The sequence below is a fragment of the Umezakia ovalisporum Ak1311 genome (assembly GCF_029891685.1).
Lineage (GTDB): Bacteria > Cyanobacteriota > Cyanobacteriia > Cyanobacteriales > Nostocaceae > Umezakia > Umezakia ovalisporum.
The window spans coordinates 14,506-29,111 of record NZ_JANQDJ010000050.1 but is presented as its reverse complement, the minus strand read 5'-3'; the positions used below and the strand labels follow the sequence as shown (position 1 = coordinate 29,111).

The 14,606-nt window shown below is 41.7% G+C and carries 10 protein-coding genes; 3 read left to right on the top strand and 7 right to left on the bottom strand.

Translation table 11 applies throughout. The features are described from left to right. Positions 1-141: 141 nt before the first annotated feature. Positions 142-810: a dienelactone hydrolase family protein gene (locus NWP25_RS09515; RefSeq protein WP_280699268.1), complete on the bottom strand. Its 669-nt coding sequence runs from the start codon at positions 808-810 to the stop codon at positions 142-144. Positions 811-1,075: 265 nt separating this feature from the next. Between NWP25_RS09515 and NWP25_RS09510 the strand changes: the two genes are divergently transcribed. Continuing rightward, positions 1,076-1,864, top strand: coding sequence for a tryptophan-rich sensory protein (locus NWP25_RS09510; protein WP_280699266.1), 789 nt, complete (start codon positions 1,076-1,078; stop codon positions 1,862-1,864). Beyond that, on the top strand, positions 1,845-3,074 hold the full coding sequence (locus NWP25_RS09505) for a DUF4336 domain-containing protein (protein ID WP_280657116.1): 1,230 nt from the start codon (positions 1,845-1,847) through the stop codon (positions 3,072-3,074). The genes NWP25_RS09510 and NWP25_RS09505 overlap by 20 nt, the downstream gene beginning before the upstream one ends. Positions 3,075-3,106: 32 nt before the next feature. Here the strand turns inward: NWP25_RS09505 and NWP25_RS09500 are convergent, their stop codons facing one another. Beyond that, positions 3,107-4,459 carry a helix-hairpin-helix domain-containing protein gene (locus NWP25_RS09500; protein WP_280651335.1) on the bottom strand — a complete coding sequence of 451 codons (1,353 nt, stop codon included), beginning with the start codon at positions 4,457-4,459 and terminating at the stop codon, positions 3,107-3,109. 656 nt (positions 4,460-5,115) lie between these two features. Between NWP25_RS09500 and rpsD the strand changes: the two genes are divergently transcribed. Then, positions 5,116-5,724 carry a 30S ribosomal protein S4 gene (gene rpsD / locus NWP25_RS09495; RefSeq protein ID WP_280651334.1) on the top strand — a complete coding sequence of 203 codons (609 nt, stop codon included), beginning with the start codon at positions 5,116-5,118 and terminating at the stop codon, positions 5,722-5,724. A 92-nt stretch (positions 5,725-5,816) separates the two neighbouring features. On the opposite strand, the gene moaA is transcribed toward rpsD, so the two are convergent. From moaA to priA, 5 genes are all read right to left on the bottom strand, one after another. Further along, on the bottom strand, positions 5,817-6,803 hold the full coding sequence (gene moaA, locus NWP25_RS09490) for a GTP 3',8-cyclase MoaA (RefSeq protein WP_280651333.1): 987 nt from the start codon (positions 6,801-6,803) through the stop codon (positions 5,817-5,819). 51 nt (positions 6,804-6,854) lie between these two features. Further along, positions 6,855-7,448, bottom strand: a complete 594-nt coding sequence (kdpC, locus tag NWP25_RS09485) for a K(+)-transporting ATPase subunit C (protein ID WP_280651332.1) — start codon at positions 7,446-7,448, stop codon at positions 6,855-6,857. A gap of 22 nt (positions 7,449-7,470) precedes the next feature. After that, a complete protein-coding gene (gene kdpB / locus NWP25_RS09480; RefSeq protein WP_280699264.1) occupies positions 7,471-9,573 on the bottom strand; it encodes a potassium-transporting ATPase subunit KdpB in 2,103 nt (700 codons plus the stop codon). A 121-nt stretch (positions 9,574-9,694) separates the two neighbouring features. Then, positions 9,695-11,380, bottom strand: coding sequence for a potassium-transporting ATPase subunit KdpA (kdpA, locus tag NWP25_RS09475; protein ID WP_280651330.1), 1,686 nt, complete (start codon positions 11,378-11,380; stop codon positions 9,695-9,697). Positions 11,381-11,938: 558 nt separating this feature from the next. Continuing rightward, on the bottom strand, positions 11,939-14,443 hold the full coding sequence (priA, locus tag NWP25_RS09470) for a primosomal protein N' (RefSeq protein ID WP_280651329.1): 2,505 nt from the start codon (positions 14,441-14,443) through the stop codon (positions 11,939-11,941). Positions 14,444-14,606 lie beyond the last annotated feature (163 nt).

The following is a 14,606-nucleotide window of genomic DNA, read 5'->3' as shown; positions in this document are numbered from 1 at the left end:
AAGTTAGCACATCTAAAGTAATGGATTATATTAACGATCCACATCATGATAGACATTGAATGCAGATAAATCTGCTTGAGTCGGTTTTCCACCCCGGTTTAAAAACACGGGGCTACCAACCTCCCATATTATTTACGTGTGTCAAATCAGGTAACGCGTAAACCACTCACTCGCCAATTGCGCTACTGCTTCCAATGCCCCCGGTTCTTCAAACAAATGGGTCGCTTTCGGAATAATTTCTAATTGTTTTTCTGTAGTTAACTGTTTGAGTGCATCCTCATTCATCGCTATTACTGGTGTATCATATGCACCTACAATCAACAGTGTTGGTGCTTGCACATGAGGCAACGCTGCACCAGCTAGGTCAGTCCGTCCACCGCGACAAACTACAGCTTTTAGAGCTTGAGGGCGTTTTGCTGCCGCTAGGAGGGCTGCACCACCTCCCGTGCTAGCTCCAAAGTAACCTACTTGGAGGTCACGAGTTTCTGGGTTCTGTGCTAGCCAATCTGTAGTATCTACTAATCGCGATGCCAATAGTTCAATATCAAAGCGTAAATGTCTTGTTATCAGGTCAATTGCTTCTTCTTGTTCAGTTAGTAAGTCAATTAGCAGGGTTGCTAGTCCAGCCTGTTGTAAAACTCCAGCAACAAATCGATTGCGGGGACTATGGCGATCGCTACCACTGCCATGAGCAAATACTACTATGGCTGTAGCACCATGTGGAATCACCAAATTGCCTTCTAGCTTCACCTCTCCTACTGCGACTGATACTAGATGTTCATGATAGTTCTGTATTGATGTTTTATCCACTGATAAAATCTCCATCTCCAATGCAAAAAGGGTAAACCCACTATCCTCCGTCAAGATTTAGCTGCGGGTGATTGATTTATGGGTCGTCAGATGTCAGTAGTTGTTGTCTTTTTTTCTATTTAATATTTTTTAATCTTTCTAGTTAGTATGCTAATGCTAAATAAATGCTCATACCACTCCTATTAGGGAGTATCTGAGAACAATTTCCCACTTCATAAAGATATAAACTAAAAGCACACAAAGATATAAGTTATCTGATTATCCTATGCATAAGTCTACATCTCGAAATAACGGGGATTTTATCCGGCAAGTTGCTACATTGACGGCTATTATTGGCACTTTTGTTGTCAACGTATACTCAAATATTTTTCCGCTCAATGGCATGAGTATAGGAGAAATTTCTAACACTTTGTTCGCTAATGTGCTAATTATCCCTGCTAACTATGCCTTTGCTATTTGGGGACTGATTTATTTGGGATTATTCGCATTCGCAATTTACCAATTTCTACCCAATCAGGGCCATGATGTAGATTTGCGTAACACAGGATATTTCTTGGTAATTGCCTCAATCGCTCAAATTATCTGGGTCTATCTTTTCCTCTCCAGACTTTTTACTCTTTCTGTAATCGCAATACTGTTCATTCTATTACCACTGATTGCTGCCTATTTGCGGTTAAGAATTGGTAAAAAGCGTGTCTCTCATGACAAGAAGTGGTGCGTTCATTTTCCCATCAGTATTTATCTGGGCTGGATTAGCGTGGCAACTATTGTTAATGTAGCTTCTGCCTTGTATTTCCAGGGATGGAACCGGTGGGGCCTTTCGGCTGAATTATGGACTGCTATGATGTTATTGGTGGCTTTTACTATTGCAGCAGTCATGGTCATCCAGGGTCGAGACTTTGCTTACACAGGAGTAACCGTTTGGGCATTGGTGGCCATAGCACTCAAGCAGTCGAATAGCTCTTTACTTAGGAACTTGGCATTAGTTTCGGGAATTGCCCTGGTTTTGATGATCGTAATGAAATGTATAAAAAATGAACCTAGAGGGACGTGAATGGATGCAACCGAGTAATCATCCAAAACATTGGTCATGGCATTTCTGGCCTGCTGTACCACTCTATCCCTACGGTAAGCGGCGGACAATTTGCGCGGAAATTGTCAAAGATACTATCTGGACATTTGATCAACTTCAAGGCATTCTCTACACTGTTGTGCCGATTCGGATGACTGTGGTTAAACTCGCAGCCGGAGGTCTTTTGGTTTATGCCCCAGTCGCCCCCACTGGGGAGTGCGTCGGTCTGGTGAATGAGTTAGTTAAAAAACACGGTGATGTTAAGTACATTATTCTGCCCACTAGTTCTGGTCTAGAGCATAAAGTTTTTGTCGGACCTTTTGCTAGATGCTTCCCACGGGCACAGGTTTTTGTTGCTCCCCATCAATGGAGTTTTCCTTTCAATTTACCCCTGAGTTGGCTTGGTTTTCCCCCAAAACGCACTCAGGTGCTACCACAAGAAAGTAGCCAAAGCCCGTTTGCTGATGAATTCGATTATCACGTGCTGGATATTGATTTGGGACGGGGTTGCTTTGCAGAAGTGGCATTTTTTCACAAGCGATCGCACACTCTGCTGCTGACTGACTCTATCATCTCGGTACCAGAAGAACCACCTGCTATCACTCAATTAGACCCCTATCCTCTACTGTTTCATGCCAGGGATCATGGTGGGGAACTGATGGCAGATCATCCAGAAAATCGCCGCAAGGGATGGCAACGTATTTCACTGTTTGCAGTTTATTTTCGTCCTCATGCTTTGGAAATGACGGGATTACAGCAAATGTTGGGCGATGCTTTCAAAGCACCAGACCATTCACCAAAGGCTTATTTTGGTTTATATCCGTTTCGCTGGCGACAGAATTGGCAGCAATCATTCCATACCCTAAGAAGTAATGGACGTGTGTTTGTAGCGCCGATCCTACAAATCCTCATTTTCCCCCAAGCACCAAGACAAGTACTTACTTGGGCTGATCAAATTGCTGGCTGGGATTTTCGCCAAATTATCCCCTGTCATTTTGATTCTCCTATTCAGACAAGTCCCGATGAATTCCGCCAAGCATTCCACTTTCTGGAAAAGCAACCCGCTTTTGGTCAGGACTCATCTGCAACTACAAATCAGCCTCTCTCGGAGGAAGATATGCAATTTATCAGGGAACTTGAAGCGGGTTTAGTCAAGCAGGCCATAGCCAAGCCACCTCAAGAGAAAATATAATTCGTAATTCGTAATTCGTAATTTGTGAGATTTTAATTGCCAGTCAGTGGTTTTAAATGAGCATTAAATCTGGCATTTTGCAAAACTTGAACTGTTGTTGTGGGATTTTGTACGCAAAATTGCCAACCTAAACGAACTAATTTGCGAGAAGTTTCTGATTGTATAATTCCAATTACGGGAGCCTTGGCTTTTTCTTTATCACCTGAATATTCTTGTAAAATTGTTTTTAAATCATGGAGTTTTTCAATGTCTCTTGCTTGTTGCGGATTTAGTTCAACCATCACCATTTTCACTTCTTCTACTTTTTCTACATCTTCAACAATCAGTTGAGTTTGGTCATCGCGCCGATCCACTTTACCCCACATAATTAATCTTTCATCAACTTTGAGTTGTTCGCTAATGCGCTCATAAATTTTTGGAAAAACAATTGCTTCAGATTGTGTGGTTAAATCTTCTATTTGTAAAATTGCCATTTGCTCGCCTTTTTTTGTCATCACTTTTTTCACATTATTCAGCATGATGACCGCACAGATTTTTGTGTCGTCTTTTTGTTCATTAAGTTGTGCAAGGTTAATAGCAGTTAGCAGTGATGCTGCTTGCCCTAAAGATTTTAATGGATGATCTGACACATAAAATCCCAGCAATTCTTTTTCCATGCGTAACTTTTCCTGTGGGTGAAAATCTGGCACAGGTTGAGCTTTGGGAACAGCTTCAAAAGTACTACTTGCTATTTGATGATTAGTATTAGCAGAACTACCACCTAATAAATCAAACAAATTTCCTTGACCACTAGCCCTATCTTTAGCACGGGACTGAGCCCAATCGTAAACTAATTCTAAATCATGAATTAATTGTTTACGGTTTGCTTCAATTTTGTCAAAGGCTCCACAGTGAATCAATGATTCCACAGTCCGGCGGTTTACAACACGCAGATCCACACCATCACAAAAATCAGCCAGTGATTGAAAATCTCCACCCTCGTTTCTCGCTGACAAAATACAAGCGATCGCATTTTGTCCGACATTTCGCACGGCTGACAATCCAAATAAAATTTTTCCGCCCGCTGGTGTAAAATCTAGTCCAGAACGATTAATATCTGGGGGATCTATTGTGATACCCATATTCGCGCAGTTATTAATATATTTCTGCACTTTATCTGTATCACCACTGTTGGCTGTCAACAGTGCCGCCATATACTCTAACGGATAATTAGCTTTTAAATATGCTGTTTGATAAGTGACATATCCATAGGCAGTTGAATGGGACTTATTGAAACAATTCGAGGCTATCAAACCATTTTTAATCGCAAAATTATGGTGGTGCTCAACCCCAATATCATAAACATTTTCTCGACCCACAAATTTACGCGCAGTTATTTTCACCATTTTTATCAACCTGAAAAATAAAATATGTAAATTTAGGTAAAGAAGACTATAACCCCTGACCGTGCTAATTTTAAATTTTAGATTGCCGTTTGCAAAGCGTACACAGCGAGTGCGAGTATTGCAAGTTTTTCTTGTTCCAGCTACCCTCCTTGTCCGTGAAACAAAACCCAAAATTGATGTCAAGGGATTGATGGTGAGGCTAATGGTGGTAGAATAGTCAGAATGTGAGATAAGTAGACAACGTAAAGGGTATTTCCGAGTTGGAATACTGCGTGATTGCGTAATCTACGCGATTAAATAAACTCATATCTTGCACCAGGCAAGGGTCAGTCACGGAACCATCCCGGAATCAACCCTGCCTAAGTGAGTTCACAACCTTGATTCTGTATTAGTCAGCGCAGGCGGACTTAGTTTGTTAGCCCGCGTTTTCTAGTCTCCAGGGCTGGGTGCAAGATGTCAGTAAACGAAAAAAACCAATTTGAGAGAGTACGGCAGGACAATCCGGATTTTATGCTTGGGGAGAAAATGTTTCCACTTTGATAAGTCGTGTCAAAGTCAGCAGTTTCTGAGAACCAAGAATTTCCTGATTTATAATCGGGAAAGTGTCAAAACTGAATGTCTGGGTAAAATTTAACAGGATTAGATTAAGGAAACTCATGTCCCGATATAGAGGGCCACGCCTCAGAATTGTACGTCGCCTAGGCGAATTGCCAGGATTAAGTCGCAAAAGTCCTAGAAGGGCCTATCCACCAGGCCAACATGGTCAGAACCGCAAAAAACGCACTGAATATGCAGTCCGTCTAGAAGAAAAGCAAAAAATTCGGATGAACTACGGTTTAACCGAAAAACAACTGCTGCGCTATGTGCGTAAAGCTAGACGTGTGACCGGTTCTACCGGACAAGTGCTGCTACAACTGCTAGAAATGCGCTTGGATAATACCGTTTTTCGCTTGGGTATGGCTCCAACGATTCCAGCTGCTCGCCAGCTGGTAAGTCACGGCCATGTAACAATTAATGGTCGAAGAGTAAATATTCCCAGCTATCAGTGCCGTCCGGGTGAAGTAATTGCAGTCAGAGACAGTGAAGCTTCCCGCAAGTTGGTAGAAAACAATTTGCAATATCCCGGTTTAGCCAATCTGCCTAGTCATCTAGAATTTGATAAAGCTAAGTTGACAGGCAAAGTTAACAGTGTCATTGAGCGAGAATGGGTGGCATTACAAGTCAATGAACTGCTCGTGGTGGAATACTACTCACGTCAAGCCTAGTTGTTGGTATTTGGTCATTGGATTGCGGATTTAATCAAGTACAGAACCTCACTCCATCCCTTTCCTGAGAAAGGAGAGGGATTAACCAATGACTAACCACCAATTTGCGACATGGTACGGCTATAAACACCCGCAGTACCAGAGTCGCGGCCTTTGTAGTTAATTTCTGGCTTTATTGCCAATAACTCTCTGACTTGCTTTTCTAGTTCAACGGTGCTAACACCAGCACGCAGGGCCGTTTTTAAATCAATTTGCCCAGTTTCATTTAATAAACAGGGACGTAACCAACCATCAGCGGAAAAACGCATCCGGTTACAGCGATCGCAAAAACATTCTGACATTTGACTAATAAATCCCAGGGTTCCCTTCGCGCCTGGAATTTGAAATACATCGGCAGGACCACATCCACGAATTTGAGATTTTGTCAAGCCCCAACGATGGCGGATGCGTTGGCGCAGGTCTTCTGAAGATACCCAACCGCGATCAGCAAATAAATCTCCATTACCAATGGGCATAAATTCAATAAACCTGACGTGCCACTGCTGATCAATAGTTAAGGCAGCTAAATCGAGAATTTCGTCATCATTAACACCGGGAATTACCACTACATTCAGCTTCAAAGGGTCAAATCCCACTCTATGGGCAGCTTGAATACCCTGCCAAACTTGTTGCCAACGAGAACGACCACGATGACCGATGATTTGGTCAAAGGTGTCTGAATCCAAGGAATCCAGGCTAATATTTATACGACGTAAACCAGCATCGTAGAGGTTTTGTGCTTGCTGGGCTAATAAAAATCCATTAGTAGTCATAGAAAGGTCTTGGGTTTGAGGTAATGAAGCGATGGCCCTGACCAACCTTGTTACACGGGGGCGTAGCAATGGTTCCCCACCCGTCAACCGAAACCGGGTAAAACCCACAGGAATAAATACCTCTTGAATCAGCGTCAGTAGTTCCTCATCAGTTAATAATTGTTCCTTCAGGAGATAATCTAGTTCTGCCTCCTCTGGCATACAATACTGACAACTAAAGTTACAGCGATCAATAAGGCTAATTCGGAGATAATCTACCTGGTTCATAGTTGAGTGTTTATTTTCTATCCTACATTTAGAAAATAAACCCTGTCTTGTTTACTGACGGTTAATTTCTTGTAGGTCAAGAGCATAATTCAATCGCAGCACATTGACTCCCGGCTCACCAAAAATCCACAGAAATCTACCATCAGTATATCTATTAATTAAAGGTAATATTTCATCGTCTTGTATACCACGGGCGCTAGCAACTCGCCCCAACTGCTCCCTTGCTGCTTGCAAAGAAATATGTGGGTCTAAGCCAGAACCAGAAGTATAAATTAAGTCAGCAGTGGGTTGAATATTTTCTTCTCGAAATTTATTTGTCTGTTTGACAATTCGATCTAGCAGTGCTGGATTGCTAGGAGCAAGATTACTACCCCCTGATATACCAGTGGGGCTTGCCTGTTCTCCTTGGCTATATTTCACACTACTGGGACGACTGTGAAAATAACGATCCGATGTAAATCTTTGCCCAATCAAAGTCGAACCAATTGGTTGTGCTTCTACATTCACCATAATGCTGCCATTAGCTTGAAATGGAAACAAGGCTTGACCCGTGATCAAAATTGCCAAGGGATAGATAATTGCCGTTAGTAACCACAGCAAAAAAGTCATGCGAATAGCTTTGATAAATTCTTCAATAAAAGTCATAAAAATTTCTATTGTCTAATTTTTATACCCACTCTGTTGCCGCAATTAGCATATCTATTAACCTAATTGCGATAAACGGTACAATTAACCCACCCAAAGCATAAATCAAAATATGGCGTTGTAGCAGTTGATTAGATTTCAGGTATTTTAACTGCACACCTCTGAGAGCTAAGGGAATTAAAGCCGGAATAATTAAAGCATTATAAATTAGTGTTGATAATACAGCGGAATTAGCGCTTGACAAATTCATAAAATTCAAACTTTGCAGATTAGCGCTGGTAATAATGAGTGGGATAATTGCAAAGTATTTAGCAATATCATTAGCAAGGGAAAACGCAGTCAAAACCCCACGGGTAGCGAGTAATTGTTTAGTAATACTGATGATATCAATCAATTTTGTGGGATCAGAGTCCAAATCTATAATATCGGCTGCTTCTTTAGCCGCTTGAGTACCCGTATTCATGACAATACCAACATTAGCCTTTGCCAGTGCAGGAGCATCGTTAGTGCCGTCTCCTGTCATAGCGACTACTGCACCTGCGGCTTGTTGTCTGTGAATCACATTAACTTTATCCTCTGGTGTAGCTTCAGCAATAAAGTCATTTACTCCTATTTCTTGGGCAATGACAGATGCAGTAATTAAGTTATCGCCAGTGAGCATAATAGTATTGATCCCCATCCGGTGTAACTGCTGAAAACGCTCTTGGATACCGGGTTTAATAATGTCTTTCAGATAAATCACACCATAAATTTCTTGATCTAGACAAACTGCTAAGGGTGTACCTCCTTGGTGGGAAATTCTTTCGTAGACAGCATTCAGTTCTGGGGGTGCTTGTCCATTGCAAAGACGGATAAATTCTTTAATTGCTCCTACTGCTCCCTTACGGGCTTCACGCCCCCCTGGCAAGTTGGTGCCACTGATTTGGTTTTCCTCGGTAAATTCTACTTTTACTGATTGGTTGGCATCATAATCAAATTTTGCGCCATGTCTTTGTGCGAGTCGGATAATTGATTTTCCTTCAGGTGTGTCATCAAAGATACTTGCGGCCAAAGCTATATGAGCCATTTCCTCTAATGAATGGCCATTGATGGGGATAAACTCTTCTGCCAAACGATTGCCAAGGGTGATGGTGCCTGTTTTGTCGAGAATTAAGGTATTGACATCGCTACAAATTTCCACGGCCTGTCCAGAAGTGGCAATGACATTACACTGGACAACTCGATTCATCCCAGCAATACCAACTGCACTTAATAATCCGCTGATAGTAGTGGGCATCACTGCTACCAAAAGAGCGATCAAAATTGGTACAGTGATGGGATTTTCCACATAGTAAGCAAATACGGGTAAGGTGGCCACCGACAACAAACAAACTAAGCCCAAAACTGCTAAGAAGATTGTTAAGGTCGTTTCATTGGGTGTTTTGCTGCGTTTTTTTCCTTCTAACAAAGCAATCATCTGGTCAATAAACCCTTTACCTGGGTCAGATGTGATGCGAACAATTAGTTCATCGGAAATAATACGCGTGCCACCAATCACCGAGTCGGTGACATCCGAGCCTGATTCTTTGAGGATCGGTATTGTTTGGCCAGTAATCGCTGACTCATCCACCGAAGCTACACCCATGATGATTTTACCATCAGCAGGAATGATATCCCCTGCTATTAAATAAACGGTGTCATTTTGTCTGAGGCTAGTGGAAGGAACTGCGAAAATGGTACCATCGGGAGCCAGTTTTTTGGCTGTTGTCTGTAAGTTCCTGGATCGTAAGCCGTCGGCTTGGGCTTTACCCATTCCTTCAGCCAATGCTTCTGCAAAATTAGCCAGCCAAACAGTCAGCAACAAAATTACTGTTAATAAGCCGTACAAAAGTTGTGGGTTATTTTCTTGGGCTGGGGTAAATAAGTTCGGATCAATAGTGAATACTAGGGTGAGAATTGTCCCCAGCCATACCAAAAACATCACTGGATTTTTAATTGCATACCCGGGATTAAGTTTGACAAAAGCATCTCTAACAGCTCTGAGATACAGTTTTTTGGTATTTATCTTCGGTTTTTTGACGGCTTGGCGGCGATCGCCAGAACGAAAACGTGATGATTTAGCTTTAGAAGCAGGTGCGAGGTTCATTTTATCTGGGGAGTGGGGAATGGGGAATAGAAAATGGGGAATAGGGACTGGGGACTGAGGAATGGGATTTCGTAGTTTCTTCCCCTTGGCTTCTCTGTCCCCAAGTTTGTCCCACGCCCTTCTAACTACCGGAAGCTAGTTTAAAACCCTCGGCAATGGGACCTAAAGCCAATACAGGAAAGAAAGCCAACATTCCCAAAATCACCACTAATCCAGCTGTAGCAATCGTGAATAACAACGAATCTGTTTTCAGATTACTGGGGGTTTGAGGGATTGTTGGTTTACGAGACATACTGTGGGCTAGTAGCAAAATGCCAGTGACCGGAATGTAGCGTCCTGCAAGCATACTGAAACAAGTACTTAAATTCCACCACAGGGTATTGTTGTCCAATCCCTGTAGGCTCGAGGCATTATTGGCACTAGCTGAAGCATATTCATAAACTACTTGGGAAATGCCGTGAAATCCGGGGTTAGTAATCCCAGATAGGGAATTAGGATAAGCCAATGCAATGGCAGTGGGAATTAAAACCACAATTGGATGAATCAGCAATACTACACTGGTAAGGATAATTTCTGGGCGTTCAATTTTGCGTCCTAAAAATTCTGGCGTGCGTCCCACCATTAACCCTGTTAAGAACACACCGAGAATTAGGTAAATAAATAGGTAAGCTGTCCCAGTTCCTTGATCTCCCCAGATAATACGTAGGAATAAGTTAAATAAAGTTGAAAATAGTCCTTGTGGCATTAAGGAATCCTGCATCCCGTTCACTGCACCGCACATGGTGGCGGTGGTGATCACTGCCCAGAGTGCTGTTTGTATCACACCCAATCGAATTTCTTTACCCTCTAAATTAGGTTCTTGTGATTCCAATATGCTATTGACAAGGGGATTACCTTGTTGTTCTGCGCTGATTGCTAACCAAGTGAGGATGACAAACACTACAAATATCATCCAGAATATCAACCAAGCCTGTTTGATATTTTTAACAAAAATGCCGTAGGTGTAAATTAACGATGCTGGAATGGCAATCATCGCGATGATTTCCATTAAATTAGCAGCCCCATTGGGATTTTCAAAAGGGTGGGCTGAGTTAACGCCAAAAAAACCACCGCCGTTGTCACCCAACATTTTAATCATCTCAAAGGAGGCTACTGGCCCTCTAGCAATATATTGAGTCCTCCCCTCCAAGGTTTGCACAACTAGGGTTCCATCTAATGTTTGCGGCACACCACAAAAAACTAAAGCCATGGCTCCAATTACTGAGATTGGTAGTAATATCCTAGTAATGGCACGAGTCAGATCAACGTAAAAGTTGCCCAGTTTTTTGCCTGTTAAGCCACGAATAAAGGCAATTCCTACCGCTAAACCTGTGGCTGCTGAGGTGAACATTAAAAAGCCTAAAGCTGCTACTTGGCTAAAATAGCTTAAGGTTATTTCGCCTGTATAGTGTTCCTGTCCAGTATTAGTTACAAATGAAACTACTGTATGTAGTAATATATCCCAGGTGGGGGCATCAAAACCATTGGGATTCCAGGGTAGTAATCTTTGAAAAAATATTAATGTATATACTAAAATACTCATACATATGTTGCTATACATTACTGCCCGAATATACTCCCAACCCGTCATATCATCTTTGTTCGCCACACCCGTTAAAACAAAGAAGCTACGGTCTATGGGGTTCATTAAGGGGTCAAGTAGTGTTCTTTCTCCCGAAAAAACAAGCGCCATATATCTTCCCAAAACTGGAACTATTGCTACAACAATACACAGCGTTAAGCTGATTTGCAAAAAACCTTGTCCCATTTATTTTGTACTCAATTAAATTTTAATGATGAAAACTAATTATTTAGATATATCCCATGAATTACTTGGCAATTAAATCATGTCCATTTGGGTAATGTCTCTTATATTTAACCTCAGTTCAATTGTTTTTTTGCCGTTATGAATACTTATCAGTTTTTTTTGCAACTTTCCGTAAAAAATACTTTTAATATACTGTGATATGACTTGTGAAGATGACTTGGTTATGGTTGCCAATTTAAAATACATGATAGACCAAGAGTAATTTATTACATAAGCCGTAAAAAATGTATGTATTTACACTAATTATTCATTAAGTTAAACTAAAATTAAAGTCAGCAAAGAATTATATTGCATATTTAGCTTTTTGGGTAGAAATAATTATTTTGGAAGAATAAACTTCAATAGTCACTGGTCAATAAGCGTCAAACCGCTTCATATACTGTTAGCTTGGGGAGTGAACTAGTCCAACTAAGCTGACGCTATGGTTGGAGCTTATGTGCTCACAGGAGAGACGGGTGAACCCTCCGCCTTGAGCATTCTCTGTTAAAGTTGTACTTATCACAGTATATTTAACGGATCTATATCTATAGTTAAACTCACAGAATCACTACAAAGCGATCGCACTGAGTCCCAATCAGGTAACTGTGGCAAAGCATCGGGAGGAAACTTGAGTAATATTTGCCAGCGATAACGGTTAGCTACCCGCATTACATTAGCTGGAGCTGGGCCGAGGATTTCAAATTCCTGGCTAGAACTTAAAGCTGTGGCAATGATTTGAGCCGTGTTCTGTACTTGAATAGGATCTAAACTAGTTAAGCGCAATAAAATTAACCGTCCATAGGGGGGATAATTCAGTGCCTGACGTTGTTCTAATTCGGTTTGGCAAAAAGACTGATAATCATGTTGTTGCATTGCCGCAATTACCGGATGTTCTGGTGTGTAAGTTTGCACAATCACTTTGCCAGGGTCATCGCCTCTACCGGCACGGCCAGCTACCTGAGTCAGGGTTTGAAAAGCGCGTTCACTGGCGCGATAGTCTGATAAATGCAGCAAACCATCCGCAGAAACAACACCAACAAATGTTACCTGGTGTAAGTCTAAACCTTTAGTGATCATTTGTGTCCCCACTAATAAATGAGCTTCACCGTTAGCAAATCGAGTCAGTAGGGTACGGTGTGCGCCTTTGTTGCGAGTGGTATCGCTGTCAAAACGGATAAAACTCAACTGTGGGAACTGTTTTGCTAATTCTTGAGCTACGCGCTGAGTACCGCTACCAAAGAATTTCAGGTAAGGGGAACTGCATTCGGGACAGTGCTGGGGATGTAAACGCGTATAGTTACAATAATGGCAACGTAGTAACTGCGGTGCTCCTTCTTCGCTGTGGTGATAGGATAGTGAGACATCACAGTGGGGACATTCAATCACATATCCACAACTGCGACAAGAGACAAAAGTACTGTGTCCCCGACGATGGATAAATAAAATTCCCTGTTGTTGCTTTTCTTGTAATTCATGTAAAGCTGCTTGTAGAGGCCTGCTAAATATAGAGCGATTTCCCTGCTGTAACTCTAGCCGCATATCTACTAATTGCACTGGCGGTAATGGGCGGGAGTAAATGCGTTCCGGGAGGGACAGGTAATAAGAATGGGGAGTGGGAATTGAGGTGTTTGTTAGACTTACCCAACTTTCTAATGAAGGGGTGGCGGAACCTAACACTAAAGGACAGTTTTCTAATTCGGCTCGCCATTGGGCGACGGTGCGGGCGTGGTAGGTGGGAATAGGAGAATCTTGTTTAAAGCTGCTGTCGTGTTCTTCGTCCAATATGATTAAACCTAAGTTGGGTAATGGGGCGAAAATAGCGCTGCGAGTTCCAATCACAATTTGCGGTTCTCCGGTGAGCATTTGTCGCCAAGTGTCATAACGTTCTCCTTCGGAAAGGGCGCTATGATAAACCCTTACCTTACCCCGGAAACGAGCCCGGAAACGGTCTGTTAGCTGGGGCGTGAGTCCAATTTCTGGAACTAAGATCAAGGCCGATTTTCCTTGATTGAGCAGAGGGTTGATCGCTTGTAAATATACTTCTGTTTTGCCTGAACCTGTGATCCCGTGCAACAACACTTGGGCAAATCCATTTAAGGCTTGTATGGTGGTTAAGGCATTTGCTTGGTAAGTATTTAAAGTTTTCGGGCTATCTTGAGCTAATGCTAGTCCCTGTTCTGTTCGCAACACTTCTTTCTCTTCGATGACGATGTAGCCTTTTTCTGCCATTGTCTTTAGAGTAGTGGAACTAGTATGAGAAATTTGCAATAATTCACTTTGCCATAATTCTCCGCCACTACGCCGTAATACCTCTAAAATTTCTCGTTGGCGACTACTTAAATCATCATCAATAGCACCAATCAATGTGACGGCTTTTTGTCGTTTTGGTCGATTTAATCGCGGTGGCTCTAAATAACTTTCCACTAACCCAAATCGCAACAATTCTCCTACACCTTTATAGGCTGTTTTTATTTTTTGTTGTAAGTAGACGAAACTATAATCTCCTGCTGCTTGACTTTGTAAAAGGTTTAAAACTTGCTGGGCTGCAGGACTAAGGAAAGCCAGAGATGAGGAAATTTGTCTTTTTATTTCTGTGTCTGGGAGCAAGCGGATGCGACGTTGGGAGCGCCCCAGCAATCCTGGTGGTAATGCTACCCTGATTACCTGAATTAAAGGCGTATAGTAATATGCAGCGACTCGATTTAATAATTCCCAATAGTTATTGGGGAAGAATCCTTCGCTGACTATATCTTCTACTTCTCGGATTTTTTCTGCCGGTAAGTCAATATTGGGTTTTATCAATAAACGAATGGCGATCGCTCCCACTTTTTGTGTACCAAATGGTACACTTAAAATATCACCGGGTTTTATTTTTAAATGATTCGGTAACCGATAAGTAAATAGTCCCGTAGTGCCTGGACAGTCTACCAGAACTTCAATCCAATGATTCAAATTTTCCGACTGGTAAGTTTCCCCAGGTTCAGCAACTACGAATTTGACTAAATTAATGCTATTTTTATACATATTTTTCTCTTTTTATCAACAAATGTTTTTATTACTTTTACTTAGTTCTTTCAAGTTTACTTAACTTTATAAAAAGTCTTTATTTTTCGAGGTAAACTGTATTTCTTAATACTTTTGTTCCCTATAATACTTGATAATTTTAATTATATGTAATTTACCAGAC

Coding starts and splice junctions, on each gene's coding strand:
- moaA (WP_280651333.1), bottom strand. CDS start 6,803: ATGAACCAGGTAGATTATCTCCGAATTAGCCTTATTGATCGCTGTAAC.
- NWP25_RS09505 (WP_280657116.1), top strand. CDS start 1,845: ATGAACCTAGAGGGACGTGAATGGATGCAACCGAGTAATCATCCAAAA.
- kdpA (WP_280651330.1), bottom strand. CDS start 11,380: ATGGGACAAGGTTTTTTGCAAATCAGCTTAACGCTGTGTATTGTTGTA.
- rpsD (WP_280651334.1), top strand. CDS start 5,116: ATGTCCCGATATAGAGGGCCACGCCTCAGAATTGTACGTCGCCTAGGC.
- NWP25_RS09510 (WP_280699266.1), top strand. CDS start 1,076: ATGCATAAGTCTACATCTCGAAATAACGGGGATTTTATCCGGCAAGTT.
- kdpB (WP_280699264.1), bottom strand. CDS start 9,573: ATGAACCTCGCACCTGCTTCTAAAGCTAAATCATCACGTTTTCGTTCT.
- kdpC (WP_280651332.1), bottom strand. CDS start 7,448: ATGACTTTTATTGAAGAATTTATCAAAGCTATTCGCATGACTTTTTTG.
- NWP25_RS09500 (WP_280651335.1), bottom strand. CDS start 4,459: ATGGTGAAAATAACTGCGCGTAAATTTGTGGGTCGAGAAAATGTTTAT.
- priA (WP_280651329.1), bottom strand. CDS start 14,443: ATGTATAAAAATAGCATTAATTTAGTCAAATTCGTAGTTGCTGAACCT.